We start from the raw sequence: 26,742 nt of genomic DNA on the forward strand, positions 1-26,742 counted from the left end.
TTTACGAGTCTAGCCGTTCTTCTTGGGTCTCCCAGTTTAGCATGCCCAAATTGTTCTTCAGCCCAATCATTATTGCTTTTTATCATCTCAGGAATCCTCAACTAAGTCCGTTAAAGATCTGATCGTGAAGTAAGAATTTAGTTCAAAAAAATCCCTCACATCATGTGAGGGACTTCTGTATAAAAGACAGGCTCATCGAGCTGGCTTTTTTCGTTTCAGCTATCTATCAACGATTCAATTATCAGATACACTAAACATTGCTCATTGATAATCGGTAGAAGACCGCTTCCGTATTCCGTATTCCGTATTCCGTATTCCGTATTCCAGTAAATCCAAAATTCACCTTTCCAACAACACCAAGCATAAAAAATCCCGCTATAAAAGCGGGATTTTAATAAGACTAAATTGAATGCTGTTGGTGATTAACCTTGGATACCAACAATCAGCCAAGGGGCGTTTGGTACCGTTAAGTCACGCTCAAGATGCCAGATATCGGTAATGTCTTCTTCGATACCTTCAACTGCATCACGGTAACGGCCACTGAATTGCAGGCTTAGCTCTGCTTTGTTCGCGTTGTAGTCCGCGCGAACAATTTCAGCGTCAACGTACATTACGTCTGTATGTTGCTCACCATCCAGTTTTGCACGTTCAGCTTTTAGATCGTCGAACAAACTTGGCGATACGTACTCTTCAATTGTGTCTAATTGATTGTGATTCCATGCACCTTGAAGAATACGGTAGTGCTCACGTGAACCATTTACGAAAGCAGCTTGGTCAAAGCCCGGTGGGTAGTTGTGTGGCACATCTGTTTGTGCGCCGAAACCACCAAAGCCACCTGCATTTACATTTGGCTGTTGCTCAAAATTTTGTGTGTTCGGTTGTTCAAACTTTGAGCTGTTACCGCCAAATGCTGGTTGCTGACGATGCTGGTTCATGCTGCCCTGCTTCGCGCCCAACATGCCTCTCATCAGTTTAAAGATAAGGAAGGCAATCAGACCAATGATAAGAATATCCATAAACTGGATACCTTCAAAAGCACCACCAAAGAATGCAGCCAGAAGACCACCAGCCAGCAGACCACCAAGCAGGCCACCCATTAGACCTTTCTTGCTAGAAGACTTAGCCGTTTGATCCTTGCTGATAGTGCTAGTGTTTTGTTGCTGCTGCGTAGGAGCAGGTGCAGTTTTGTAGCTCTTACCGAATGTCTTACCACCACCTAGCTTTTTCGCTTCTGCAATAGGCGTTACAGCGACAGTAAACATCAACAGAGCAACAATCGAAAATATACGTTTCATCGTTATCCTTAAAATTGACGATAGTTATCCAAGAATGTGCTCTCTAGAAACGAGTTCGTCACCGTTTCAAACAGTAGCACGTCAAAGATGAGTGTTGAATCATCATACTCCGTATGCATGCTCATTAAAACAATCTAACGGTTCCGACTTGTATCAGAATATTGCCAAACTGAAACACTTTGATGATTTCCTAAGCAAACACCTGTGATAACACTCTAAATCCCCCATCTTGAAGGCATTTGGCGCTAGTGATTTATTGACGGTGAATAAGTCGCCGACTATCATATTGAACATTGTTCAATAAAGCAGTTTGAAGTATGGCACGCAGAAACGATCACACCAGAGAAGAGTTAATTAATCTGACCTTAGCAACAGTTAAAGATTTTTTAGAAGAGAACTCATATCACGAGCTCAGCCTTCGCAAGATTGCAAACATGATTGGTTACGTGCCGAGTACATTAGTAAACATTTTTGGTAACTACAATTTATTACTATTGCACGTCGTTGCTCAAACTCTGGATGAGCTGTCGCAAGAATCAACAAACGCCACAAGTAGCTGTAAAGATGCACATGAAGCACTTTTTGAACTGGCTTACTGTTACCACGACTTTGCACAAAAGCATCCGTACCGATGGCAATTAGTGTTTGAGCATAATATGAACGGGGCAGAGCTTCCGGAGTGGCATGCCAAACGCATCGATGACATGACCAACATGCTTGAGTCACTATTGGAGCAAATTTCTCCAAATCATACAGAGTCAGAAGTCATTCAAGCTAGCCGTGTATTGTGGGCAGGCGTGCACGGTATCACTTTACTCAGTGTTGATGACAAGTTTTTCTCTGATGAACCAGTTGATGGTAAAGCCTTGATTTGCAACCTACTGTCTAACTATCTCATTAACTGGTAATAAAGGATCCTACATGTCATCGGACAGACATCCCTCCCTGCTTAGACAAAGAAAGTTCCTGCCTTATTTTATTACTCAGTTTTTCGGCGCTTTCAATGACAACATTTTTAAGAACGTTTTGTTGCTGTTTGTCGCCTTTGCTGGTGCCAGCGCATTACCTGTTTCCAGCAACTTATTCATTAATTTAGCGGCCGGATTATTCATTCTCCCTTTCTTCCTTTTCTCTGCCTCTGCGGGTGTTTTAGCCGATAAATACGAGAAGTCTTGGTTTATTCGCAAGGTAAAGCTATTTGAAATTGCGATCATGGTTTTGGGCGCGATTGGCTTTATCACCGAAAGTTACGGCGTATTGTTACTTTTGCTGTTTTTGATGGGCACACAGTCTGCATTCTTCGGCCCGGTGAAGTACGCCCTACTGCCGCAAAATTTGAACGAAAAAGAATTAGTGCCTGGTAACGCATTGGTCGAAGCGGGTACCTTTATCGCTATTTTGATAGGAACACTTGGTGCAGGGATTATTGCCTCCTCAGGTAATGCCAAATACCTTGCCGCATTCTGTGTGGTGCTATTTTCTCTGTTGGGCTATTTATCCAGTCGTTTCATTCCATTTTCAGCAGCAAGCGCACCAAATCTTACTTTCCGTTGGCAGCCATACAAACAAACCAAACACACACTCTCAATCTGCAAGTCTGACCGGGTTGTATTTCAGTGTATTATGGCTATCAGTTGGTTCTGGTTCTTAGGCGCTGCCTATCTGACGCAGTTTCCAAACTTCACCAAAGTTTATCTCAACGGCACAGAGAGTGCGGTCTCCTTCCTTCTTGCACTTTTCTCTATTGGTATTGCACTCGGCTCACTACTTTGTAATTTGATCTCCAATCATCGAATTGAAGTTGGCGTCGTACCTATCGGTGCACTTGGCATCACAATTTTCGGTTACCTGATGGCAACATCGGTTCCAGGTGGGCTACCACAATTTGATTCCTTTGGAGCGTTCATCGGTTATATCGACTTCTGGCCGCTGTTTTTCTATCTACTTATGATTGGAGCATCCGGTGGGTTATTCATCGTTCCGCTCTATGCGTTAATGCAACACAGAGCAAAAGAAACCGAACGTGCCCAGGTGATTGCTGGACTCAATATTTTTAACTCACTGTTCATGGTGGGAAGCGCTGTGTTAGGCATTGTGTGCCTAAGCGTGCTAGAGATGACTATCCCGCAGCTATTTGCGCTACTTGCGGTTCTCAATTTTTTGGTCGCTGCCTACCTATTCATGCAGATACCTATCTTTGTAGTACGTTTTATCGTTTGGATGCTGACCCACACTATCTATCGAGTTACACACAAAAACCTGCACAATTTACCAGAGAAAGGTGGCGCGCTGATCGTATCTAACCACGTTAGCTACATGGATGCGCTGCTATTGAGTGCAGTATGTCCGCGTTTAATTCGCTTTGTGATGGAAGAAGAGTACGCCAACCTGCCTCCGATACGAGGCTTCTTGCGCCGAACTGGTGTGATACCCATTTCAGCAAACAATAGAAATTCTATCCGAAGAGCGTTCAATGAAGTCGAAAAAGCGCTAGCCGACGGTGACATCGTGTGTATTTTCCCAGAAGGAAAACTCACCTCTGACGGAGAGATCAATGAGTTCATGCGTGGCATCGATATTATCTTGCGACGTAGCCCAGTACCGGTCATTCCCGTTGCAGTAAAAGGTTTGTGGGGCAGCTACTTCAGTCGCTACAAAGGACGCGCCTGTAAAGGGTTGCCGACAAGGTTCTGGTCAAAACTGGAAATTGAAGCTGGCTCTCCGGTTCAACCTTGCGACGCTACGGCTCAAGTGATGTTTGAGAAAGTGCGTGAACTTCGAGGTGACTGGCGGTAACGGCTTTCATTGAAATGATGAAATTGAGCACTCGTTTAGAATAACTGAACGTGTGTTCAATTCATTAAGACAAACTGACCATAAGCGATGCGATATACTCATCCTTTCACATATAACAACGAATAATAAACCTTGAATAAAAAGTACATTCTTTTTGGACTGGCGCTGCTATTTTGCCTGACCCCTATTGTATCGTCGCCTATCGCGCTTGTTACCGGTTTTTTGTTGGCAACTTTTGGTTTTGTACCTACAGAACTACCGATTGCGTCCTTCACTAAAAAGCTACTTTCTTATTCAATCATCGGCTTAGGGTTTGGCATCAATTTCGAGCAGGCACTCGCCGTTACTTCTGATGGCATCGGCCTCATCATCGCAACTATTCTCGGTACTCTCGTTCTCGGCTCACTCATCGCAAAGACCATTAAGCTCGAGAAAACAACCGCCTATTTGATTTCCTCCGGTACCGCTATTTGTGGCGGCAGCGCCATCGCTGCGGTTGCCCCGGCTATTAAAGCCAAAGATGAACAGATTGGTTTGGCACTGGCCACGGTATTCGTCCTCAACTCGATCGCCCTGTTTGTATTTCCGGTTATAGGCCACGCTCTGGGGTTAGACCAACATACGTTTGGAACATGGGCAGCCATCGCCATTCATGATACTTCTTCTGTCGTGGGTGCGGCATCAGCCTACGGTGAGGAAGCACTTACCACGGCAACCACGCTTAAACTGGCACGCGCGCTTTGGATCATCCCGGTTGCGTTAATTAGTGCGGTGATCTTCTCACGAGGCGATAGAGAGGATGGCTCAAGCAAGATCGTGATCCCTTACTTTATCTTTTGGTATTGTGCGGCAATTGCGTTCAGTGATTTCTTGCCTCAATTTGAAGTGATATACCACGGTATCTTCACCGTCGCGAAGCAAGCACTGGTCGTGTGTTTATTCTTGATAGGTTGCAGCATTTCAGTTTCGAAACTGAAGTCAGCTGGCGCGAAGCCATTACTGTTTGGCGTAAGTCTGTGGGTGCTGGTTTCAACGACATCACTAACGTGGCTAATCGTTAACTAAGCCAATAAATTATACAAATGCGTCGTTCAAATACTCTCTGACTTAGTTTCGTCGGAGGGGCGGTCACTATGTTGATTGTGAACAAAAACCAGAGCGATCGTAATGAGGAATGCGGTCAGTTCAGCTACAGATCTCGCTAACCCTTCACTGTTTAGTGAGACGACGATTTGTAGCAGAACTGCCGCTATTAATGCCGTTTTAACCATACTGAACCTTATGCTTTTCTACTCTATATTGAAGCTTAATTATGATTCAGTGTTATAAGGATACAAAATTCCCTTTCCGACTAATACATAGCAAAATTGACTAACCTTATTTCAGGACGTCTGATTCCACTTCCCTGACAGCCATTCTTTGACGGCCTTACGAGACACTTTTATCCCGCCCTCTAATAACGCTTGCGGCATTGAATAATAAGCGACTGGCCATTTAAACTTTTCCAGTCTGGTCTGCAAGTGATGCTGATAGTGCTCTTGGCTCAACAATCTGTCAGTTTGAATGACAGCAACAGGTCGGTAACCAAACTCTGTATCTTCGACTGGTACTACGATGCTTTGAACCACACTTTCAATTTGGTTGAGAGCAGCTTCTATCTCTTCGCAGTGAATGTTCTCACCACCAGAGATAAACTGATTGTCAGCCCGGCCAATGATCTTAAGCTCATCGCCCTGCCATTCGCCTAGGTCCTTGCTGTCAAACCAGCCTGATTCGTCCACCAGCGGCGTAATGTCCCCTTGGCAGAAGTAGCCAGACGCCAACGTTTGTCCGCCGATAAAGATGCGTTGCTCAACCAGTTTAACTTCTCGATTCCTAAGTAAATGTCCGGCATTACTGATCTTGTCGATTGGTTTTGCTGTCACGGTTGAGGCGGCCTCCGTCATACCATAGCCCAGCCAGGTTTCAATCCCCTGCTCTGCTGCGCGCCGCGCTAACTCATGATCTACATGACTGCCGCCAAGTAAGACGTGGGTTAGAGACAGCTTGACCCGATCATCCAGTAGACGTTTCAGTTGAGTTGCAACTAGTGATGCATGAGAGACGTCAACAATATCCTGCGCCAAATTACCAGTACCAACTTTCAGCGTTGCGCCAGCAAACAGCCAACGGTAGACAATCGCCAGCCCGGAAACGTGATAGAGAGGCAACGACAACAGCCATGTGTCCTGCTGGGTGAACTTAAATTCACTTAGCAAGCCTTCTGCTGAAGCGAAGTGTTGTCGGTGTGTGTGTACTACTGCCTTTGGCTCTCCGGTTGAACCTGAAGTGAAGATAATAGATGCAGCGCCATCATGGCGATAACCATCCAGTTTCCCACAGTTCGTTAATGGAGGAGCAACTTGTGTAAAATTGAGCAAGCTGCAACTGAGCTCGGCCAACTCTGATTTGGAAAAGGGTTTCACCCCGTCATTGGCAAACCAGACATAGCGTTGCTGATTTGGCTGATACAAGGTGTGGAGCTTGCTTTTAAGAGCGGCCAACGGCTGTGGCATGGTCAGCGCCGCGATGGCTCCTAGCTGCTGAGCAGCCAGGTAGAAAAACACCGTTTCGAGTTGATTTTTACCAACTAAGGTAATCACGTCACCATGCGCTACACCTCGGTGATGCAAATAGTGCGCGTATTGACTGATACGCGACTCGATCTGCTGCCAGTTTAAGGTCGATTCTGGCGTTTCAAGCGCAATCGAAAAAGGGCTCATTTGAGCCCAATATTTCCAAGGTGCAATGGCGCTATTTTCTGTAGCGAATGGCTCTATGCTGAATGCCACACTAACTCCTGTTCCGTCAGCGGAACAACCGGAAGCTCACATTTCGGCCAGCCTTGTTCTAACTGCGCTTTAAATAGACCAATTGTATCTAAACCCGGAACTTCGTCTGGCAACTGCCATTTCGCAAAGCGTGCAAGTTGAGTCAGTCCTAAACTGGATTCGATGCTTGAGCTGATCACGGGTTTCATCCCCAATGACTTCGCTTTCTCAATCAGTTTAATACAGAAATCAACCGAACCAATCAGTGTGGGCTTAATGATGATCGTTTTAACACCAGTGAGATCTTCAAGTCTGAAATCCTCACGACGAGTTGCATCTTGTAATGTTTCATCCCAGGCAATTGCAATTCCGGTATTAATGGCGAATGACAAACTGTCGCCTGGAGAGCGACAAGGCTCTTCTAAGAAAGAGATTCGCTGACGCAATGATGGGGTCACGTATTTGGCAAACTGCTGGGCTTTTTCTGGCGTCCAAGCTCGATTGGCATCGAGTCGTAAAGTGAGCTGAGGTATGGATTCCAGAAACAAGTTCACCAACATACCATCACGAATCGGCTCATAAAGTCCCACTTTGATTTTGGCAACTTTTTCACCTTCCATCTCGTTGAGCTTTGGAATCAACTCGTCGGGATCACCTGTACATAACGGTGCAACTTGATATTGGCCTTCGCGAGGCAATCCATCAGACAACTCAAGCTGAGCCATAGACAGACCAAAAGCAACTGATGGATACATATTGGCGTAATCAATTGGCAATCCTGCAACCCAACGCTCAGCTTGGTCCTGTAGCTGGATACCGGCTTCATCTGTGCTTTCAAGGCTAAAACCAGCCAGAGGAGCGACTTCACCAAGGCCAATCTGTCCGCCTTCTGATAACTCAACTATGTAGCCGATGCGTTCCGTCAACTTGTTATCACGCAGTATTACGCCACTGTCCATCGGAAGGCAGTAACGGTAAATCTTCGCTTTACGCATAATTCCTCTCCTACTATACCGTATCACCCAAGCAGGCTGACAAGGATAATCAACCATCCTCCCAGAAGGAGTAACTTGGGTTCTAAATTTATGTCAGAGAAGCACTGAGGCTCCTCTGCGATGCGGGTTATGGGTTACGAGGGAATTTGTCGAAGTCAGGACGACGCTTCTCGTTGAATGCGTTACGACCTTCCTGTCCTTCTTCTGTCATGTAGAACATCATGGTTGCGTTACCAGCAAGCTCTTGCAGACCAGCCTGTCCATCACAGTCTGCGTTCAAGGCCGCTTTCAAGCAGCGAAGAGCCATTGGGCTGTGTTGCAGTACTTCACGGCACCAGCGAACGGTTTCTTTTTCAAGATCATCCAGTGGCACAACAGTGTTTACCAAGCCCATATCTAGTGCTTCTTGAGCATTGTAGAAGCGGCAAAGGAACCAGATTTCACGTGCTTTCTTCTGGCCAACGATACGAGCCATGTATGATGCGCCCCAACCGCCGTCAAATGAACCCACTTTAGGTCCTGTCTGACCAAACTGCGCGTTTTCTGCCGCAATCGTTAAGTCACACATCATATGCAGTACATGACCGCCACCAACAGCCCAACCAGCCACTGACGCGATCACAGGTTTTGGACACGTACGGATATCACGCTGGAAGTCCAAAACATTCAAGTGGTGAGTACCTTGATCATCTTTATAACCGCCGTAATCACCACGGATCTTCTGGTCACCGCCAGAACAGAACGCATCTTCACCCAGGCCGGTTAGAATAATCACGCCAACGGCAGAGTCGTAACGTGCGTCTGCCAACGCATCAATCATCTCTTTCACTGTTTGAGGACGGAACGCATTATGTACTTGCGGACGAGCAATGGTTATTTTTGCGATACCATCTACAGACTTGTGATAATGGATATCTTCGTATTTCTCGCTGCAATCTTTCCATTCAACCGGAGCGTAAAGTTCTTCTTCAGAAATGCCTACTGTTTTTGCCATGGTGATTCCCATTGTTATCGTTACTCTCACTCAAAGTGAGATTGAATTATTTGCTTTATGTGTATCGCAAACTGTTCAGGTTGCTCTTGGTGGACATTGTGTCCTGCGCCCTCAATTTGCCAATACGTCAACCCGCTGCTTTCTGCCAGTTGACTAAATTTTTTATCTTTCGCGCCACACAGGTAATAAACCGGTATAGAGAGTTGTTGCAGTGCAGGTAACAGATAAGACTGTTTCGCCAACGATGTCGCCAGCAACATATTCGCCACTGCAGCGCCAAGATTAGCACTGCGCTTTGCGATCAATGTTTGTCTTTGCTCATGGTTTAGTGAAGAAAACACCAGTTGCTGATACCAATCGCTCAAAACGTGTTCAAGAGGTTCAGTTCCAAAGCGGTCAGCCCAACGACGATCGTTCTCTAGCCTCGCTTGTTTCTCTGACTCTGTTTGAAGCCCGAAGTTTCCCCCTTCTACAATCGCAGCACGAATATTGAGATCTGCAAAACAATCATTCGCCAGCCCGTGCATTATAATTCGGCCGCCCATTGAGTAACCGACCAAAATAAGTGCTTGGTGTGAGGGAAATAATAAAGAGAGTGTGGAATGAAGAAGGTGGCAGCACTCATCCAAGTCGCTGCATAAAAAATGCTGGCTAGAACCATGACCAGGTAAGTCTATGGTTACCCGCTCGAACTGGGGTAACTCATTCATGCATGTTTGCCAATCGGCACCACTTCCCAACAAACCATGTAAAAACACCAAAGTGGGTTGTACGCCGCTTTGGTGATTTTCAGTTGCGGGAAAGCGCTTAAAACTTAGCATGCAGATTCTTATTAAATAGCTTAATAAGTTCAACCGCTTGACTGGGTAGCGTTTGTACTTCTACCACCAACGTGCCCTGGCCACACTCAAAGTGCTCTGAGACTAATGCTTGATATTGTTCCAGCGTTTTGGGTTGCTGGTAGCTCAAGCCAAATTGTTTCGCTGCATGTTCAAACTGGTAGCCATGAGGCATTTGGTAATAAGTCTGACGGTGTTCAAGTGGCACAGGAAGAATGTCAAAAATCGCTCCACCATCATTGTTTGTGATAACGATGACCGTCGGCTGCTCGTTGCTGGTAAAAAGCGACAATGAATTAAGGTCATACAAGGCGGATGTATCACCAATATAAATCAATAAAGGATTTCTGCGTGAACGCTGTACACCAGACGCCGTAGCCAAGATACCATCAATACCGGACGCGCCTCGATTGGAAAACACTTCGCTATAGCTTAAACGACCAAACATGTCGACCAAACGGACAAACAAGCTATTGCCGATAAACACATCGGCCGCTTTCGCTCTTTCCTCAATATCAATTGCCAACGCGACCTCATTTAAGTCGAAGGTCGATGTGCTCATAAATGATTCACGAATATGCCTACTGATACGCTCAACGTCTGCCGCTAGTTGATTTGCCCATCCAGACTCGATTGAAGTCGCAGACTCGACACGTTCCACCCAACTTTTTGGCGATTCAACCCAATGCAATTGAGGTAAATGACTTTGGTTATTACGACTTGAACGATCTGAAATATACCAGTACTGAATCTCTTGCCCTTGCTCGTTTCGGGCGACCTGATTTTTAATCATATTATTCAATCGATTAGAAACGATACGACTACCAAACTGGACAATCAGATCACATGATTCAAGCTGCTGTGCGAGATTCGGAACCTGCAACCATAAATCATAGTGTGCCCACTCAGAGCGGACCCCACTTTGTGGATCGGCCAATACGGGCCAACCCATCTTTTGAGCAAACGCGAGTGCTGCATCAGCCTCTTCTAAAGGAAGACTACCGATAACAACAATCCCCTTCTTATGCTCACATGGAGGTATGTCACTGACCGATAGAGTTCTAAAGCGTCGCGTATACGTACTGTTACTCTCTCGCCAAGTGGCTACAGAACTGAGATAGGATTGATATTCGCTTTTGGTACCATCGGAATAAAGAGGCTCAGGGTAGGCACAGTTAATATGAACCGCACTCCCTTCCAGTTGTTGCGTAAACATCACCTCATCAATGGATGTCAGAAGCCAATTAAGGGGTGTGTTCAAAGTTGGGCTTGGCAGATTCAAACTAGCAGACACATGCTGTGAAAAGATCCCCAACTGATTAATCGCTTGATTGGCGCCACAACCAACCAACTCAATCGGACGGTCTGCGGTTAACAGCACCAGCTTTTCACCAGTTAATTTAGCTTCCGCAATCGCTGGCAGTAAGTTTGCGACGGCAGTACCCGATGTCACTATTACCGCTACCGGGCTTTGGCTAGCTTTCGCTAAACCAAGCGCCATAAAGCCCAACCCACGTTCATCGAAATGAGTATGGAGAGTAAAGTTAGGGTTGTCGACGGCTTCCAGCGTTAACGGCGTTGAACGTGAACCAGGCGCAATACAAACATGCTCGACCCCAAATCGATTAAGTTCTAACAGTAACGTTTCAGACCAAATACGATTTATTACAGCTTGATCGTGACTCATGATGCCACTCCAAGCGGAGGGTTATCGGAGATGAGAGTTAACAGCGTCGACATTTTTTTATCCAGTTCCGCCCATTCATGCTCCGCGACAGAGCCCGGTACAATACCTGCCCCGGCAAATAGTTGTACCTGATCGCCAAGAACCAGAGCACTTCGTATCGCAACACAAAACTCCGCACGCTCGTGGCTTAAGTATCCCATCGAACCTGCGTACCAGCCACGCGCAAATGGTTCATTTTCCAGAATAAATTGCATCGATTCCTGACGAGGCAACCCTGCAACAGCGGCAGTAGGCTGCAAAGCAGAAAGCAGTTGCACACCATTGATACCCGACTTCAGGCTTGCATGAATACTACGTTTTAGGTGCTGCACTTTTCTAAGACGTACCAGTCGAGGTTCAGGCTCCACCTCCACGGATTCCGAATGAGGCGATAAACGCTCGACAATATCGTCTACAACGTACTGGTTTTCATTAAGGTTCTTCGTATCCTGCGACAACCAATTTGCAAGTTCCATATCGTGAGTTGCGTTGTCGCCACGACCTATAGTGCCCGCTAGCGCTTCAGTTTGGAGTTCATGACCAACTCGCGAGTATAGTCGCTCTGGAGTCGACCCCATGAAACTGTGCTTACGATCCAGACTAAATAGAAAATGAAAACTGTGATGATTTTGGCTATAACTCGCTTTGAGTAATTGCGCCGCACTCAACTCATTATCGAGTTGAAGCGTCGAACGACGAGCCAGAACGACTTTCTTAAACTCATCATTCTCTATGCCAGTTAACACTTTGCTGACTAACTCACCCCATTCAGGCCGAGTCGGTGCATGTTCGATGGAACGAATATGTGAGGAAATTGGCGTTAACGCTGCCACATCACAAACAAGCTTATGCAACCCTGCTAGTGTACGGGATGTATCTTCAGAAACATTGACAGCCAACGACCATTGGTCATCGAAACGAACCAGTTCAATTTGAGGTAAGAAGAAAAATGATGGCATACAACGACGATTCTTCTCATGCTGACCGTCGAAAGAACGCCCGCCCCATACTCGCTGCCCCTCACCTAATATCGTATAGGCAGAACCGGGATCAACAAAAGCGTGCAATTGACCTAGCGCGACAACTTCTTCACGAGTATCACGGGATTGCCAGTAAAACTTGGGAAAAAGTGGTTGTGCGTCAAGCCAATCAATAAATGAGAAATGTGGTTTCTCGTTAAGAGGCTCAACCAGACGCGTTGGACTGCCTTCTGTTTTCTGAACTCGCTCGATAATTCTCTGTACGGCTTGATGGAACTGTGACAAATCAACCTCGTAGTCTGTGAGGATAAAGGGTAACTAATGGCTACTCTATGTTTAGACCCAATGCAAATCAAGGTTGTATGCGATCTTTTGTAACATCCCTATATTGCCAGCGAAAAAAACATAGCCATTGAATAGATAATTTACAGATATATATTCTAATAAAATACAAATTATTGTATTTTAATAAAGAAATTAACGAATTTTTAGGAATTACACAATGCAAAATATCGGGATGTCGTCAAAACTCGATAATGTCTGCTATGACATTAGGGGTCCTGTACTCAAACATGCTAAGCGCATGGAGGAAGAAGGACATAAAATCCTAAAGCTAAATATTGGTAACCCCGCCCCTTTTGGTTTTGACGCCCCTGATGAGATTTTAGTCGATGTAATTCGAAATCTACCAACTTCTCAAGGCTACTGTGATTCCAAAGGCATTTACTCAGCACGTAAAGCGGTAGTTCAGCACTATCAACGCAAGGGTATCCGTTCTCTGGACGTAGAAGATGTCTACGTCGGCAACGGCGTGTCAGAATTGATCATGATGTCAATGCAAGCGCTATTGAACAATGGCGACGAAATGTTGATCCCAGCTCCGGATTACCCATTATGGACAGCGTCTGTTGCTTTGTCTGGCGGTAAACCAGTTCACTACATATGTGATGAAGAAGCAGACTGGTACCCAGACCTTGATGACATCAAGAGTAAAATTACACCTAAGACTCGCGGTATTGTACTGATTAACCCTAACAACCCAACGGGTGCGATTTACAGCCGAGACTTTTTACTTGAAGTGATTGAAGTTGCACGTCAGCACAAACTGATCATCTTTGCAGACGAAATCTACGACAAAGTACTTTACGACGGCGCAACTCACACCTCTGTCGCGACGCTGACTGAAGACGTGTTAGTGATGACATTCAATGGTCTGTCCAAAGCGTACCGTGTATGTGGTTTCCGTGGTGGCTGGATGTTCCTTACTGGTCCTAAGCACTTGGCTCAAGGCTATGTAAAAGGGTTAGAGTTGCTATCGTCGATGCGTCTGTGTGCTAACGTTCCAATGCAGCACGCTATCCAGACTGCACTGGGTGGTTATCAGAGTATCAATGAGCTGATCTTACCGGGCGGTCGCCTGCTTGAGCAACGCAACCGTGCTTATGAACTGATCACGCAGATCCCAGGGGTATCGTGCGTTAAGCCTAAAGGCGCAATGTACCTGTTCCCAAAAATTGACACTAAGATGTACAGCATTAAGAATGACCAACAAATGGTGCTCGATTTCTTGAAGCAAGAGAAAGTGTTGCTGGTTCAGGGTACTGGTTTCAACTGGCCAAAACCCGATCACTTCCGAATCGTAACGCTACCACATATTGAAGATCTAGAAACTGCCATCGGGCGATTCGAACGCTTCTTATCTACCTACAGCCAGTAGTAATTACTTCCGATCTCTCATATGCTTAGAGGAGCTCTTTATGAGCTCCTTTTTCTACCAGAATCGGAGAAAGCCATGAAAAAAAGCCATTTTTTTGCCTACCTGGCAAGAATGAAGCTGATCCAACGCTGGCCGCTAATGCGCTCTGTGTCCACGGAAAACGTCTCAGAGCACAGCTTACAAGTCGCTTTTGTTGCCCACGCGTTAGCACTAATCAAAAACAAAAAGTTCGACGGTCACCTTAACCCAGAACGAATCGCTCTTCTCGCGATGTATCACGACTCCAGCGAAGTGCTCACGGGGGATTTACCAACTCCGGTCAAATACTACAACCCAGAAATATCCAAAGAATATAAGAAGATAGAAGCCGCTGCAGAACAAAAGCTCCTTTCTATGTTACCCGAAGAGTTCCACGACGACTTCGCTCCCTTCTTACTATCTCATTCAGTGAATGAAGAAGATGCGAAAATAGTTAAACAAGCCGACTCTATTTGCGCCTACCTCAAGTGCTTAGAAGAACTGAGTGCTGGCAATCATGAGTATGCATTAGCGAAAAAGCGCCTTGAAGTAACACTGCAAGAACGCAACACACCAGAAATGGATTACTTTCTGACTACCTTTGCTCCAAGCTTTGAGTTGTCACTGGATGAAATCAGTTAAGGCCATAGTCAAGGAGACATAAGTGTCATTTGAATTACACTCTCAATGGCAAGAACGCCATGATGATGAACACAAGATCCGCCGAGATGACCACCGAAGCCCATATCAGAGAGACAGGGCCCGTATTCTGCATTCTGCCGCTTTCCGTCGTTTACAGGCCAAAACTCAGGTTCACGGCAACAGCTTGGAAGACTTCCACCGAACGCGTTTAACCCACTCACTCGAAGCCGCACAGTTGGGGACGGGCATCGTTGCGCAGCTCAAAAAGAAACAACCGGAGTTCCGCGATTTATTGCCTTCCGATAGCTTGATTGATTCTCTCTGTTTGGCGCACGACATTGGGCATCCACCCTACGGGCATGGTGGTGAAATCGCATTGAATTATATGATGCGCGAACACGGTGGATTCGAAGGCAATGCACAAACCTTTCGCATCGTGACCAAGTTAGAGCCATATACGGAACACTTTGGTATGAACTTGTCACGCAGAACTCTGCTTGGCTTGATAAAATACCCGGCGTTGATTAGCCAGACTCGATCAGCCAATTTACCTACTCCTGCCGAACACCAGCATAAATTAAAAGCGCACGAATGGTACCCAGCTAAAGGTATTTATGACTGTGATAAAGCGTTGTTCGATTGGGTGCTTGAACCTCTTACAGCCAATGATAGAGCTATGCTTAGCCAAATGCGCGATGAACCTGTTTCGGATTTAGAGCACAGTAAAACACGTTTCAAATCACTGGATTGTTCCATTATGGAGCTGGCGGATGATATTGCCTATGGCGTTCATGATTTAGAAGACGCGATTGTCCTCGGCATGGTGACTCGCCATCAATGGCAGGAAGGTGCGGCGAGCCAATTGGCTGACTGCGGAGACCCATGGTTTGAGACATATATTGACTCGATTGGGCAAATGCTATTCAGTGGCAAGCACCATGAAAGAAAAGACGCTATCGGCGGCATGGTTAATGCCTTACTTACCAGCATTTCGATTAAAGCCGTGGACGAAGCATTCAGTAGCCCACTGCTCGCGTGGAATGCTTGCTTAGCACCACAAACAGCAAAAGCTCTGGATGTACTGAAACACTTCGTCAGCCAATACGTCATACAGGTCCCGCAAGTACAAATTTTGGAGTACAAGGGACAACAAATCATCATGGATATATTTGAAGCGCTAACGGCTGCGCCTGAACGTCTGCTGCCGATTCATACTAAAGAACTTTGGTGTCAGGCAAATACTGAAAGCGAAAAAATGAGAGTCATCGCTGACTATATCTCTGCCATGACCGATAGCCACGCACAGAAACTGCATCGCCAGTTATTCTCATCGATCGTCCTGTAACACCACTATCGATTCAGATAGTTCTTTTCAAATACGCCCGGAGGCATCTGGGCGATTTGAAACTCAATCATTTTTTCAAATACATTCAGAAGAGGCGTAAAATCTTTTCTCGGATCGAGTATGCTTAGTGCATAAAAGCCCGCCTCCACCGTTGATAAACTATTCTCGGTCGGAGCTTTGCGAATCGTATAACTCCCCTGTAGATTTTCAGGTAGTTTTACCGTTGGCAGACTATGTAGATTACTCGACAACTGCCACATCTTATAAGCTTTCTTCCAAGTTCCATCTAGCAATATAAGACGAATTTTCTTCTTGATGCCTTCATCTTCAACAAGTTCTGAAAGGCACGCGGATTGTTCGGATGGATAGAGAATCACATGCTCATAGTCGTTGTCAGAAAGTAGGCTGTTTAGCGTTTCATCTTCAGAAAAGTCCTCACCGATCAAACAAGTACAGTTATCTAAGCTTAATTTTAGAATCCGTGCCGTACCAAGAGGACGATGCTCTTCACTACGATGTTGAAGAATGATAAGTTCAACTCCGCTTTCTAGCGGTACAATCCAAGGGCAAATACAAGCTTTGCGCGATTTTCCACACTGAGAACAATAACGAGACATAGAGTGAACCTTTATACTTTGCTGACAATTATCAGCGTTATCTGCTTAGCACTTCAATTTGAGCCTATGACGAGCCTGAGCGAATGGCACGCCTATAATATTCGCCATGGTGAATGGTGGCGAATCGTAACAGGAAATCTAACTCATACCAACTTTGCTCATTTAGGCATGAATTTGGCGGGATTATGGGTTATCAGCTTTATTTTCCGTCCGAGTACACGAAACTTCCTCATCGTTTTTCTGCTGCTATGTACATTCGTTGGCGCATTGAACCTATTTACTAACATGTCGGTATATGTAGGACTTTCTGGTGTGCTACACGGACTGTTTGGCTTCTGGGCAATGAGAGAAGTCTTCGAAGCCAGACGGAGTAGTATATTGCTTGTTGGCGGTCTGATAGCAAAAGTCGTTTGGGAGCAACTTTATGGCCCTTCGACGAGTACGGCAGCGATGATTGGTGCACGAGTTGCGGTAGATGCGCATCTGTTTGGGGCAATCGGCGGGCTTGGTATGGCATTATTGGAAAAAGGCTTTCACCGTCGCCTGTTTGGATAAAAAGTCCCGAGCCACGAAAAAGGCTTGGCTCGGGAAAGCAGTAACCGGAAACTTAAACAAAGTAATACAAGGAACTCAGATCGTGCCTAGAGCACAATACGGTCTTCATTTTTCTTTAAAGTAGCCGCTCCAATTCCTTTGACGTTGGTAAGGTCATTCACCGTTTTGAATGGACCATGCTCGGTACGGTAGTCCACGATATCCTGCGCTTTCTTTTCACCAATCCCTTTCAGCATTGTCGCGATCTCTTCTGCCGATGCTGAATTCACATTTACCGTAATTTCAATTCCTTCATATTTGTTTGTGTCCGTCTCGGCGGCTAATCCAAACGGCGCAAACACACACAAACATAAGGTCAAAACCCACTTCATATTAAACATAAGCCCTCTCAATTAACGTTTAAAAATCATGGGCTCTAATTTAGGTAAAGCTCGCAACTGGGGAAAGTTGGTTGAGATAAAAATAAAACGGGCCGCTTATGCGACCCGTTTTAGCTAACATGCAAATTACATCGTTAGTGCTTAGTTGCTCACAACAAAGTACTCGATGTCGGTATTAGCACGCAGTACCGCAAGTACTGAAGACAAATCTTGTTGTGAAGATGAACGTTGCATCTGCATCGCTACCTGCCCTTCTAGAGAGCTATCCAACTCAGATTTCACAGCGTCTAGCTCGATGACAACAACGTTACCTTGCAGGTCTTTTGACTGACCATATACAGGCTTACCATCAACCGGTTTTGCCATTGCAAATACGGTTGTCGCATGTTGTGAACGACGGTCTACCGATTCTTGCTCACCGAACGAAAGGTTATTTTCAGCAAGAACTTCCGTTTTACCTTCTTTCAGTGCTGCTACCACTTTTGTACCGAGCTCTAATGCGCCTTGTTCACCTTTAACGCGTGAAAGCTCAGCAACAACTTGATCTTTTACATCAGCAAGAGGAAGAACGGTCTCTGCGCGAGATTCTTCAACACGAACAACCACAATGTGCTCAGGTGCCACTTCAATAGCTTCAGAGTTTAGGCCGTCTTCTTTCACTTCTGGACTTAGGATTGCCTGCATTACTGCTGGATTACGAAGGACTTCTGGTGCATCCGCTTGAGAGATAAAGTCTGTTGTTTGTACTACCTGGTCAACAGCTTTAGACACATCGTCTAGTGAGTCAGGGAATTCAAACGCTACACGTTCAAGCTCACTTTGTAGCTCATAAAACTTATCGACCGCTTTCTGATCAACTAATTCTTGTTTGATGTCAGCTGCAACGTCAGCAAATGGTTTTGCTACTGAATCTTTTAGCTCTTCAAGCTTGATAATGTGGTAACCAAAATCAGATTTCACTAATTCTGATATATCACCAGGATTCTTAAGTGCGAACGCTGCCGCTTCGAACGCCGGATCCATTACATCACGTTCAATCCAGCCCAGATCGCCACCATTTTCAGCACTACCAAAATCTTCAGATTTCTCTTGCGCAACAGTTGCGAAATCAGCACCGTTGTTTAACTCGTCTAGAATAGCTTGTGCTTTCGCCTCATCATCTCCTTCAACAAGGATATGAGCGACACGACGCTGCTCTTCTGAAGAGTACTTATCCAAGTGCTCGTCGTAGTACTTCTTCACTTCTTCATCAGATACTTCGATCTGTTTCTTCAGTGCTTCAGCAGATAGCTCAATGTAAGCCACTTTAGCTTGCTCTGGACGAGTAAAGTTATCTTGGTTTGCTTTGTAGTACTCTTGAATTTCTTCGTCACTAAGTTCTACATGCTTAGCAAACTCAGCTAAATCGATAGTGATAGTGCGGATATCACGTGTTTGAGTGAATAGTTTACCTTCAGACTGAATTTCTCCAGGCAACGTGAACTCACTGGTTTGTAGCGCGTTAAGAAGTTGCTCACGAACTAACTCACGACGCATGTATTCTGCAAATGAATCTGGAGAGAAACCAGCGCGACGTAGAGACGCTTGGTAGATTTCTTGATCGAATGTACCACTTGACTGGAACTGAGGCATTTCCAGAATCATGCTACGAACTTGTTCATCACTGATTCTAAGGCCTAGCGCTTCTGCTTGTTGGTCAAGCAGCACGTCATTGATCATACGATCGAGAACTGATTTGCGGAAAGATTCAACGTAAGCAGGGTCAGCTAACATTTGAGCAAAGTAGTCGCCCAATTGAGCTTGCATGCGATTGCGCTCGTTTTGGTACGCCATCTCGAACTCGCCGCGAGGAATATCTGTATTACCTACTTTCGCCGCTGAATTGTTGCTGCCGCTAACAAGGTAGCTGCCCACACCCGCAAATACGAAAGACAGGATGATAAGCCCAAGGATAATTTTGACCGCGATGCTATTCACGCCTTCGCGTAGTCGATCCATCATAATTTAACTGCTCTCCACAATTGAAGCATAAGGCTTCTACTAGAAAATATAATGACGCGATAATATCAGAAAAAGAAATGCGCATCAGTATGATGCGCATAATTTAAGAAAGTTCGGCCCGAAGTTTGTAAATTTTTGTTCGAAACTTATTGTTTGAGCAAAAGTTATTCAAATAGCCAACTATAGAGTCACGCTCTGTAATTAGTTACAAGCGTCTTTTAGTGCTTTACCAGCTTTGAATGAAGGCACTTTTGCTTCTGCGATTTGGATTTCTTCACCAGTTTTAGGGTTACGACCTGTACGTGCTGCACGAGTGCGAACGCTGAATGTGCCGAAGCCAACTAGAGCAACTTGGTCACCAGTTTGAAGAGTACCACTTACTGCTTCGATGAATGCATCTAGTGCACGACCCGCTGACGCTTTAGAAATATCTGCATTTTCTGCTATTTGTTCAACTAACTGAGTTTTATTCACTGTAATTTCCCCTTTGTGTCATCTGTGATTATTTTTGTGATGACTTTCGTTCCATAAATTAACAAATAATCGGCTCCAACCCTTATACATAAAGGGCTGCGAGCTATCAAAACTAACTTAGCGTCCAAAAAAAACGCTGACAAGCCTTTTTAGACTTATCAGCGTAAACTTTTACTTATTTTTGCTATACATCACTATTTTTTAGCATCAATCTCAACGCCCGTCGGGTCTCGCTCGAGTGCAACTTTCAGTACTTCATCGATCCACTGAACCGGGATAACTGTCAGATCTGCGATAACATTCTCTGGAATCTCTTCCAAATCACGCTCGTTATCTTTCGGAATTAGTACCGTTTTAATGCCACCACGATGTGCCGCAAGTAACTTTTCTTTCAGGCCACCAATCGGCAAAACTTCACCACGTAGCGTGATTTCACCTGTCATGGCTACTTCAGCTTTCACTGGATTGCCTGTCAGACTAGAAACCAAAGCAGTACACATTGCGATACCAGCACTTGGTCCATCTTTTGGCGTCGCCCCTTCCGGAACGTGTACGTGGATGTCTTTCTTCTCGTAGAAATCTGTATTGATACCCAGTTTTTCCGCACGAGAGCGAACGACTGTCATCGCCGCCTGAATAGACTCTTGCATCACGTCGCCAAGCGACCCCGTTTGAGTCAGCTTACCTTTACCCGGCATAGACTGAGTTTCGATCGTTAACAGATCGCCACCTACTTCTGTCCAAGCCAAGCCAGTAACCTGACCAATGCGATTGCTTTCGTCCGCTTTACCGTAGTCAAAACGTTGAACACCTAAGTATTCTTTCAGGTTATCCATTGAGACCGTTACTGACTTAATGTTTTTATCCAGAAGGATATTCTTCACTGCCTTACGACAGATCTTAGAGATTTCACGTTCTAGATTACGCACACCAGCTTCACGCGTGTAGTAACGAATGATACCTACAATAGCCGAATCTTCGATAACGATCTCATTTGGCTTCAAACCGTTACGTTGCAGCTGTTTATCTACTAAGTGACGCTTAGCGATATTCAGTTTTTCGTCTTCTGTATAACCAGATAGACGAATCACTTCCATACGGTCAAGTAGTGGGCCTGGTATGTTCATCGAGTTAGACGTTGCAACGAACATAACGTCAGACAAATCGTAATCCACTTCCAAGTAGTGATCGTTGAACGAGTTGTTTTGTTCTGGGTCTAGAACTTCCAGCAATGCCGATGCAGGGTCACCACGCATGTCTGAAGACATCTTGTCGATCTCATCCAAAAGGAATAGCGGGTTTTTAACCCCAACTTTCGACATCTTCTGGATAAGCTTACCCGGCAATGAGCCAATATAAGTACGACGGTGGCCACGAATTTCAGCTTCGTCACGCACGCCGCCCAGCGCCATACGAACGTATTTACGACCAGTAGCAGAAGCAATTGAACGACCAAGAGAGGTTTTACCCACACCAGGAGGCCCCACAAGACAAAGGATCGGACCTTTCAGCTTGTTAATGCGGTTTTGAACTGCCAAGTATTCTAGAATACGCTCTTTCACGCGCTCCAGACCGTAGTGGTCTTCGTTAAGAATCTCTTCAGCTTTCGCCAGATTTTTCTTCACTTTGGAACGCTTAGCCCAAGGCACGCTTACCATCCAATCGATATAGCTACGAACCACTGTCGCTTCAGCAGACATTGGAGACATCATTTTAAGCTTCTGCAGCTCTTGTTCAGTCTTCTCGCGCGCCTCTTGAGGCATTTTTGACTCTTCGATTTTTTTCTGCAGCGTTTCAAACTCATCTGGCGCATCTTCCATCTCGCCGAGTTCTTTCTGAATCGCTTTCATTTGCTCATTCAGATAGTACTCACGCTGAGACTTCTCCATTTGCTTTTTAACACGGCCACGAATGCGCTTTTCAACTTGCAGTAGATCGATCTCCGACTCCATTTGGCCCATCAGGAATTCCAAACGTTCGGTGACATCAATAATCTCAAGGACTTGTTGCTTGTCTACCAATTTTAGTGGCATATGAGCAGCAATCGTATCTGCCAGGCGTGCAGCTTCATCAATCCCATTTAACGAAGTCAGTACTTCTGGCGGGATTTTTTTGTTTAGCTTGATAAAGCCTTCGAACTGATTGATCGCACTACGAACAATTACTTCTTGCTCGCGTTCGTCCAGCTCTGGCGTCACGATGAAATCTGCCTCAGCCAAGAAGAAATCACTCTCTTTAAAGTGGTTAATCTTAGCGCGTTGCTGACCTTCAACCAGTACTTTTACAGTGCCATCTGGAAGCTTCAGAAGCTGAAGAATGGTGGCTACCGTACCTACGTCGAACAGGTCGTCAACCGTGGGTTCGTCAGTATCAGCTTGCTTTTGTGCCACAAGCAGAACTTGTTTGTTTGTTTCCATCGCCGTTTCTAGACAGCTAATCGATTTCTCACGACCAACAAACAATGGAATAACCATGTGCGGGTAGACCACTACGTCACGTAGAGGTAGTACCGGGATCTCGATACGCTCGGAACGTTCCAAGTTCATATAATTCTCTCTTCCGCTTTCACGTTTAACGTATTACTTAAGGCAGTATATGGGGGCTAATTGTTTGGATTCAATAAGAGAAATAAAAAAGGAGGTAATTACTTACCTCCTTTTTGATTCATGCCTGAATTTATTCTGCTCCAGCGGCCTGATTATCGGCATTGCTGTATATAAGCAGCGGCTCTGACTCGCCATTGATGACTGACTCATCAATTACGACTTTGCTTACATCTGTAGTAGATGGCAATTCGTACATGGTCTCGAGTAGAACACTTTCCAGAATTGAACGTAAGCCACGAGCACCTGTTTTACGTTCCATTGCTTTCTTGGCAATAGCACGAAGTGCATCTTCACGGAACTCAAGTTCTGCGTTTTCCAGTTCGAACAGTGCTGCATACTGCTTGGTTAGTGCGTTCTTCGGTTCACATAGGATCTGAATAAGCGCTTCTTCATCAAGCTCTGTAAGCGTAGTTGTTACAGGAAGACGACCAATGAATTCTGGAATCAGACCGTACTTCACTAGATCTTCTGGCTCAACCTGAGTAAACAGTTCACCCACTGTTTTGGTTTCGTTCTTAGAACGTACTTCTGCACCAAAACCGATACCTGTGCCTGTCGCAACACGCTGTTCAATCACTTTATCGAGGCCAGCAAATGCACCACCACAAATGAACAGGATCTTAGACGTGTCCACTTGGAGGAATTCTTGTTGAGGATGCTTACGACCTCCTTGAGGAGGAACCGAAGCAACCGTACCTTCGATAAGTTTTAATAGTGCCTGCTGAACACCTTCACCTGATACGTCACGCGTAATGGATGGGTTTTCAGCTTTGCGAGAAATTTTGTCAATTTCATCAATGTATACAATGCCGCGTTCAGCCTTAGCTACATCGTAATCACATTTTTGCAGAAGCTTTTGGATGATGTTTTCAACGTCTTCACCCACATAACCAGCTTCAGTTAATGTGGTCGCGTCTGCCATTGTAAATGGCACATCCAAGAATCGAGCTAGAGTCTCAGCAAGCAGTGTTTTACCGCTACCTGTTGGACCAATTAGAAGGATGTTACTTTTACCAAGTTCAACACCTTCGCTCGTTGTATCACCATTGCGTAAACGCTTGTAGTGGTTATATACCGCAACAGCGAGCACTTTTTTCGCGTAATCTTGTCCGATCACATAGTCATCAAGGTGTTCACGGATCTGTTTTGGCGTTGGTAACGCTTCAGACTCTTTCTTAGGGAGAACATCCTTGATTTCTTCGCGAATTATATCGTTACATAAGTCGACACATTCGTCACAAATGTAAACTGACGGACCTGCGATTAGCTTGCGAACTTCGTGCTGACTTTTGCCGCAGAAAGAACAGTACAGCAATTTGCCGCTGCCACTTTCTTTGCTTTTATCTGTCATTCGCTAACCTCTTAGCCTTTACTCTTCATGAATGAGTGTATATCAATTTTTGCCAAAATGCCCCGGCAAATTACTCGCCACGGTGGCGCAACACTGCATCCACAATGCCATATTCCACAGCCTGATCTGCTGACATGAAATTATCACGATCCGTATCGCGTTCAATAACGTCAAGTGGCTGGCCTGTATGTTCTGCTAACAGTTTGTTTAACTTCTGCTTAATGGTCAGGATTTCCTGAGCATGGATTTGGATATCAGAAGCCTGACCCTGGAAACCACCTAGTGGTTGGTGGATCATCACACGTGAGTTAGGTAGCACGTATCGCTTACCCGGAGCACCGCCTGCTAGAAGGAAGGCACCCATTGAGCATGCTTGCCCCATACATACTGTACTTACATTTGGCTTGATAAACTGCATTGTGTCGTAAATTGACATACCTGCTGTCACGCTGCCGCCTGGAGAGTTGATGTATAGGAAAATATCTTTATCTGGATTTTCAGATTCTAGGAAAAGTAGCTGAGCCACGACAAGGTTTGCCATGTGGTCTTCCACTTGACCCGTTAAAAAAATCACACGCTCTTTCAGCAATCGTGAATAGATATCGTAAGAACGTTCACCTCGGGAAGTCTGTTCAACCACCATTGGTACGAGTGCGTCAATAATTGGCGACATTGCATTTTTTTCTTGGTAGCTCATATTCTTATGTCCCTAAAATAAATGGCCCGGATGATTATTATCATACGGACCATTGTTAGCAGAATAGTTAACGTCAAGTCAACCTTCTACACAAGATATTGCTTATTAAGCAGCAGGTTGTTGATTAAGTAGCTCGTTGAAGCCTACTTCTTTCTCAGTAACCTGTGCTTTAGCGATGATCGCGTCGATTGCTTGCTCTTCTAGAGCTACGTTACGCATGCTGTTCATCATTTGCTCGTTTTGCTCGTAGTAAGCAATAACTTCTGATGGATCTTCGTACGCAGTAGCCATTTCTTCGATTAGAGCTTTAACTTTCTCGTCGTCCGCTTTTAGCTCTTCGGACTTGATTACTTCACCTAGTAGAAGACCAACAACTACGCGACGTTTAGCTTGCTCTTCGAACAGTTCACGTGGAAGCTGTGCAGCTGCTTCTGGGTTGCCACCGAAGCGTTGTGCAGCTTGCTGACGTAGAACTTGGATTTCTTGATCGATAAGTGCAGAAGGAACGTCGATTTCGTTTTCTTTAACTAGACCTTCGATCGCTTGCTCTTTGATGCGGTTCTTAACAGCTTGCTTAAGTTCGCGTTCCATGTTTTTGCGTACTTCAGCTTTAAGTGCATCAACACCACCTTCAGCAACACCGAACTTAGCAACGAATTCTTCGTTTAGTTCTGGAAGTTCACGTGCTTCAACTTTGTTCACTTTGATTGCGAACTTAGCTGCTTTACCTTTTAGGTTTTCAGCGTGGTAATCTTCTGGGAAAGTCACGTCAATTTCGAATTCCATACCAGCAGATTTGCCTACGATACCATCTTCGAAACCAGGGATCATACGACCAGCGCCCATTTCTAGAGGGAAGTTCTCAGCTTTACCACCTTCGAACTCTTCACCGTCGATAGAACCAACGAAGTCGATGCTTACGCGCTTACCGTCTTCTGCTGCTTCTGCAACTTCTGCCCAAGTCGCTTGTTGCTTACGTAGAGTTTCGATCATCTCTTCTACGTCTGCATCTTTAACTTCAGTCAGTGGCTTCTCAACAGCAATGTTTTCTAGGCCTTTTAGTTCAACTTCTGGGTAAACTTCAAAAGTTGCTGCGAAAACTAGGTCTGCACCTTCTTTGTTTTCTACAGGAGCGAACGTTGGCGCGCCAGCTGGATTGATTTTCTCTTTTACGATCGCTTCGATGAAGTGACGTTGCATTACTTCACCAAGAATGTCTTGACGTACTGCTTTGCCGTACATCTGAGCAACCATTTTTAGAGGCACTTTACCCTTACGGAAACCATCGAAACGACGGTTTTTAGCGATGTTGCGTAGTTCAGCTGTTACAGCGTCTTCGATGTTTGCAGCTGGAACAGTAATGTTTAGACGGCGCTCTAGGCCCTCTAGCGTTTCAACAGTAACTTGCATTATATATAAACCTCTAAAGTGGCTCGGTTTTCCGAGCGTATGAGCGTAACTCACCTGAGTTAACGCCTCATCCTTGTGTTGTGTTCTGTCCGAGCACCTAATTTAAATCGAGTATCGATACTGTTTATCAGTACCGGACTAATCAGTGATATCTTCAGCATGAAAACCAAAGGTATCTCCTATTAGCCTCAAGACAGAATTTTAGACGCGACATTCTAGCGATCTGTTACTACCCTGTCGAGCCAATAGCCACTATGTGGACATTGTCTGCACTAAATTCTCGAATGTTGCCTCATTTTTTCTAAAAAATGCGATAAAAATACCGCATCCAAAACGTCGGCATATCTAGAATGGGGACAATAGCGACTTTTTCAAGGGAATCGACAGCTTTTTTTATTGAAAAGCCTAAAAAGAGATCTTGCTCTTGTTTTACTCCACAGAGTTGATAACTAAATCCCCAATCCATACTACAAGACATTAACATTTCCTAAGTA

At 45.2% G+C, this 26,742-nt stretch carries 25 protein-coding genes; 7 read left to right on the forward strand and 18 right to left on the reverse strand.

From position 1 onward, the window contains the following. On the reverse strand, positions 1-86 hold an 86-nt coding region (locus tag WJM94_RS21655; protein ID WP_444496294.1), incomplete at its 3' end, for a transposase DNA-binding-containing protein. A 336-nt stretch (positions 87-422) separates the two neighbouring features. Further along, complete coding sequence (locus tag WJM94_RS21660; protein ID WP_444496241.1) at positions 423-1,295, reverse strand: Tim44 domain-containing protein; 873 nt, start codon at positions 1,293-1,295, stop codon at positions 423-425. A 317-nt stretch (positions 1,296-1,612) separates the two neighbouring features. On the opposite strand from WJM94_RS21660, the gene WJM94_RS21665 reads away from it, so the two are divergent. The 3 genes from WJM94_RS21665 to WJM94_RS21675 all read left to right on the forward strand — a co-directional run bounded on the left by WJM94_RS21665 (position 1,613) and on the right by WJM94_RS21675 (position 5,156). Next, positions 1,613-2,203, forward strand: a complete 591-nt coding sequence (locus WJM94_RS21665) for a TetR/AcrR family transcriptional regulator (RefSeq protein WP_444496242.1) — start codon at positions 1,613-1,615, stop codon at positions 2,201-2,203. Between the two features lie 13 nt (positions 2,204-2,216). Beyond that, entirely contained in the window at positions 2,217-4,091 is a 1,875-nt protein-coding gene (locus WJM94_RS21670; protein WP_444496243.1) for an MFS transporter, read from the forward strand. 132 nt (positions 4,092-4,223) lie between these two features. Further along, positions 4,224-5,156 carry a YeiH family protein gene (locus tag WJM94_RS21675; RefSeq protein WP_444496244.1) on the forward strand — a complete coding sequence of 311 codons (933 nt, stop codon included), beginning with the start codon at positions 4,224-4,226 and terminating at the stop codon, positions 5,154-5,156. 26 nt (positions 5,157-5,182) lie between these two features. Here WJM94_RS21675 and WJM94_RS21680 read toward each other — a convergent pair whose 3' ends face one another. The 7 genes from WJM94_RS21680 to WJM94_RS21710 all read right to left on the reverse strand — a co-directional run bounded on the left by WJM94_RS21680 (position 5,183) and on the right by WJM94_RS21710 (position 12,720). Further along, positions 5,183-5,362, reverse strand: a complete 180-nt coding sequence (locus tag WJM94_RS21680; protein ID WP_444496245.1) for a hypothetical protein — start codon at positions 5,360-5,362, stop codon at positions 5,183-5,185. A gap of 111 nt (positions 5,363-5,473) precedes the next feature. Next, positions 5,474-6,853 (reverse strand): o-succinylbenzoate--CoA ligase, encoded by a 1,380-nt coding sequence (gene menE, locus WJM94_RS21685; RefSeq protein WP_444496295.1) that lies wholly within the window; start codon positions 6,851-6,853, stop codon positions 5,474-5,476. Positions 6,854-6,906: 53 nt separating this feature from the next. Next, positions 6,907-7,896 carry an o-succinylbenzoate synthase gene (menC, locus tag WJM94_RS21690; RefSeq protein ID WP_444496246.1) on the reverse strand — a complete coding sequence of 330 codons (990 nt, stop codon included), beginning with the start codon at positions 7,894-7,896 and terminating at the stop codon, positions 6,907-6,909. Positions 7,897-8,023: 127 nt separating this feature from the next. Further along, a complete protein-coding gene (gene menB / locus WJM94_RS21695) occupies positions 8,024-8,890 on the reverse strand; it encodes a 1,4-dihydroxy-2-naphthoyl-CoA synthase (protein WP_444496247.1) in 867 nt (288 codons plus the stop codon). A 26-nt stretch (positions 8,891-8,916) separates the two neighbouring features. Then, complete coding sequence (gene menH / locus WJM94_RS21700) at positions 8,917-9,711, reverse strand: 2-succinyl-6-hydroxy-2,4-cyclohexadiene-1-carboxylate synthase (RefSeq protein ID WP_444496248.1); 795 nt, start codon at positions 9,709-9,711, stop codon at positions 8,917-8,919. Beyond that, complete coding sequence (gene menD, locus WJM94_RS21705) at positions 9,698-11,416, reverse strand: 2-succinyl-5-enolpyruvyl-6-hydroxy-3-cyclohexene-1-carboxylic-acid synthase (protein ID WP_444496249.1); 1,719 nt, start codon at positions 11,414-11,416, stop codon at positions 9,698-9,700. The genes menH and menD overlap by 14 nt, the downstream gene beginning before the upstream one ends. After that, positions 11,413-12,720, reverse strand: coding sequence for an isochorismate synthase (locus WJM94_RS21710; RefSeq protein ID WP_444496250.1), 1,308 nt, complete (start codon positions 12,718-12,720; stop codon positions 11,413-11,415). The genes menD and WJM94_RS21710 overlap by 4 nt, the downstream gene beginning before the upstream one ends. 217 nt (positions 12,721-12,937) lie before the next feature. Between WJM94_RS21710 and WJM94_RS21715 the strand changes: the two genes are divergently transcribed. The 3 genes from WJM94_RS21715 to WJM94_RS21725 all read left to right on the forward strand — a co-directional run bounded on the left by WJM94_RS21715 (position 12,938) and on the right by WJM94_RS21725 (position 16,157). After that, the gene (locus tag WJM94_RS21715; protein ID WP_444496251.1) at positions 12,938-14,152 is read left to right on the forward strand and encodes a pyridoxal phosphate-dependent aminotransferase; all 1,215 of its coding nucleotides are present in this window, start codon (positions 12,938-12,940) and stop codon (positions 14,150-14,152) included. 75 nt (positions 14,153-14,227) lie between these two features. Next, on the forward strand, positions 14,228-14,812 hold the full coding sequence (gene yfbR / locus WJM94_RS21720; RefSeq protein ID WP_444496252.1) for a 5'-deoxynucleotidase: 585 nt from the start codon (positions 14,228-14,230) through the stop codon (positions 14,810-14,812). 22 nt (positions 14,813-14,834) lie between these two features. After that, the gene (locus tag WJM94_RS21725; RefSeq protein WP_444496253.1) at positions 14,835-16,157 is read left to right on the forward strand and encodes an anti-phage deoxyguanosine triphosphatase; all 1,323 of its coding nucleotides are present in this window, start codon (positions 14,835-14,837) and stop codon (positions 16,155-16,157) included. Positions 16,158-16,162: 5 nt separating this feature from the next. Here WJM94_RS21725 and WJM94_RS21730 read toward each other — a convergent pair whose 3' ends face one another. Then, entirely contained in the window at positions 16,163-16,774 is a 612-nt protein-coding gene (locus WJM94_RS21730) for a tRNA-uridine aminocarboxypropyltransferase (protein ID WP_444496254.1), read from the reverse strand. Positions 16,775-16,777: 3 nt separating this feature from the next. Here WJM94_RS21730 and rrtA point away from each other — a divergent pair, with 3 nt between their 5' ends. Continuing rightward, complete coding sequence (gene rrtA / locus WJM94_RS21735) at positions 16,778-17,329, forward strand: rhombosortase (protein WP_444496255.1); 552 nt, start codon at positions 16,778-16,780, stop codon at positions 17,327-17,329. Positions 17,330-17,415: 86 nt separating this feature from the next. On the opposite strand, the gene WJM94_RS21740 is transcribed toward rrtA, so the two are convergent. From WJM94_RS21740 to WJM94_RS21775, 8 genes are all read right to left on the reverse strand, one after another. Beyond that, positions 17,416-17,700: a ComEA family DNA-binding protein gene (locus tag WJM94_RS21740; RefSeq protein ID WP_444496256.1), complete on the reverse strand. Its 285-nt coding sequence runs from the start codon at positions 17,698-17,700 to the stop codon at positions 17,416-17,418. A 150-nt stretch (positions 17,701-17,850) separates the two neighbouring features. Next, positions 17,851-19,710 (reverse strand): peptidylprolyl isomerase, encoded by a 1,860-nt coding sequence (gene ppiD, locus WJM94_RS21745; RefSeq protein WP_444496257.1) that lies wholly within the window; start codon positions 19,708-19,710, stop codon positions 17,851-17,853. Between the two features lie 201 nt (positions 19,711-19,911). Then, a complete protein-coding gene (locus WJM94_RS21750; protein ID WP_444496258.1) occupies positions 19,912-20,184 on the reverse strand; it encodes an HU family DNA-binding protein in 273 nt (90 codons plus the stop codon). 194 nt (positions 20,185-20,378) lie between these two features. After that, positions 20,379-22,730, reverse strand: a complete 2,352-nt coding sequence (gene lon / locus WJM94_RS21755) for an endopeptidase La (RefSeq protein ID WP_444496259.1) — start codon at positions 22,728-22,730, stop codon at positions 20,379-20,381. Between the two features lie 130 nt (positions 22,731-22,860). Continuing rightward, positions 22,861-24,141, reverse strand: coding sequence for an ATP-dependent protease ATP-binding subunit ClpX (gene clpX, locus WJM94_RS21760; protein ID WP_129829908.1), 1,281 nt, complete (start codon positions 24,139-24,141; stop codon positions 22,861-22,863). Between the two features lie 70 nt (positions 24,142-24,211). After that, on the reverse strand, positions 24,212-24,838 hold the full coding sequence (gene clpP / locus WJM94_RS21765; RefSeq protein WP_444496260.1) for an ATP-dependent Clp endopeptidase proteolytic subunit ClpP: 627 nt from the start codon (positions 24,836-24,838) through the stop codon (positions 24,212-24,214). A gap of 105 nt (positions 24,839-24,943) precedes the next feature. Beyond that, positions 24,944-26,248, reverse strand: coding sequence for a trigger factor (gene tig / locus WJM94_RS21770; RefSeq protein WP_444496261.1), 1,305 nt, complete (start codon positions 26,246-26,248; stop codon positions 24,944-24,946). 301 nt (positions 26,249-26,549) lie between these two features. After that, on the reverse strand, positions 26,550-26,726 hold the full coding sequence (locus WJM94_RS21775; RefSeq protein WP_444496262.1) for a hypothetical protein: 177 nt from the start codon (positions 26,724-26,726) through the stop codon (positions 26,550-26,552). Positions 26,727-26,742 lie beyond the last annotated feature (16 nt).

Source organism: Vibrio sp. YIC-376 (assembly GCF_052353105.1).
Classification (GTDB): Bacteria; Pseudomonadota; Gammaproteobacteria; order Enterobacterales; family Vibrionaceae; genus Vibrio.

What these genes read in the sequence shown, in the direction of transcription:
- WJM94_RS21660 (WP_444496241.1), bottom strand. Translation starts at nt 1,295, where the DNA reads ATGAAACGTATATTTTCGATTGTTGCTCTGTTGATGTTTACTGTCGCT.
- WJM94_RS21665 (WP_444496242.1), top strand. Translation starts at nt 1,613, where the DNA reads ATGGCACGCAGAAACGATCACACCAGAGAAGAGTTAATTAATCTGACC.
- WJM94_RS21670 (WP_444496243.1), top strand. Translation starts at nt 2,217, where the DNA reads ATGTCATCGGACAGACATCCCTCCCTGCTTAGACAAAGAAAGTTCCTG.
- WJM94_RS21680 (WP_444496245.1), bottom strand. Translation starts at nt 5,362, where the DNA reads ATGGTTAAAACGGCATTAATAGCGGCAGTTCTGCTACAAATCGTCGTC.
- menE (WP_444496295.1), bottom strand. Translation starts at nt 6,853, where the DNA reads ATGAGCCCTTTTTCGATTGCGCTTGAAACGCCAGAATCGACCTTAAAC.
- menC (WP_444496246.1), bottom strand. Translation starts at nt 7,896, where the DNA reads ATGCGTAAAGCGAAGATTTACCGTTACTGCCTTCCGATGGACAGTGGC.
- menB (WP_444496247.1), bottom strand. Translation starts at nt 8,890, where the DNA reads ATGGCAAAAACAGTAGGCATTTCTGAAGAAGAACTTTACGCTCCGGTT.
- menH (WP_444496248.1), bottom strand. Translation starts at nt 9,711, where the DNA reads ATGCTAAGTTTTAAGCGCTTTCCCGCAACTGAAAATCACCAAAGCGGC.
- menD (WP_444496249.1), bottom strand. Translation starts at nt 11,416, where the DNA reads ATGAGTCACGATCAAGCTGTAATAAATCGTATTTGGTCTGAAACGTTA.
- WJM94_RS21715 (WP_444496251.1), top strand. Translation starts at nt 12,938, where the DNA reads ATGCAAAATATCGGGATGTCGTCAAAACTCGATAATGTCTGCTATGAC.
- yfbR (WP_444496252.1), top strand. Translation starts at nt 14,228, where the DNA reads ATGAAAAAAAGCCATTTTTTTGCCTACCTGGCAAGAATGAAGCTGATC.
- WJM94_RS21730 (WP_444496254.1), bottom strand. Translation starts at nt 16,774, where the DNA reads ATGTCTCGTTATTGTTCTCAGTGTGGAAAATCGCGCAAAGCTTGTATT.
- WJM94_RS21740 (WP_444496256.1), bottom strand. Translation starts at nt 17,700, where the DNA reads ATGAAGTGGGTTTTGACCTTATGTTTGTGTGTGTTTGCGCCGTTTGGA.
- ppiD (WP_444496257.1), bottom strand. Translation starts at nt 19,710, where the DNA reads ATGATGGATCGACTACGCGAAGGCGTGAATAGCATCGCGGTCAAAATT.
- lon (WP_444496259.1), bottom strand. Translation starts at nt 22,730, where the DNA reads ATGAACTTGGAACGTTCCGAGCGTATCGAGATCCCGGTACTACCTCTA.
- clpX (WP_129829908.1), bottom strand. Translation starts at nt 24,141, where the DNA reads ATGACAGATAAAAGCAAAGAAAGTGGCAGCGGCAAATTGCTGTACTGT.
- clpP (WP_444496260.1), bottom strand. Translation starts at nt 24,838, where the DNA reads ATGAGCTACCAAGAAAAAAATGCAATGTCGCCAATTATTGACGCACTC.
- tig (WP_444496261.1), bottom strand. Translation starts at nt 26,248, where the DNA reads ATGCAAGTTACTGTTGAAACGCTAGAGGGCCTAGAGCGCCGTCTAAAC.
- WJM94_RS21775 (WP_444496262.1), bottom strand. Translation starts at nt 26,726, where the DNA reads ATGTCTTGTAGTATGGATTGGGGATTTAGTTATCAACTCTGTGGAGTA.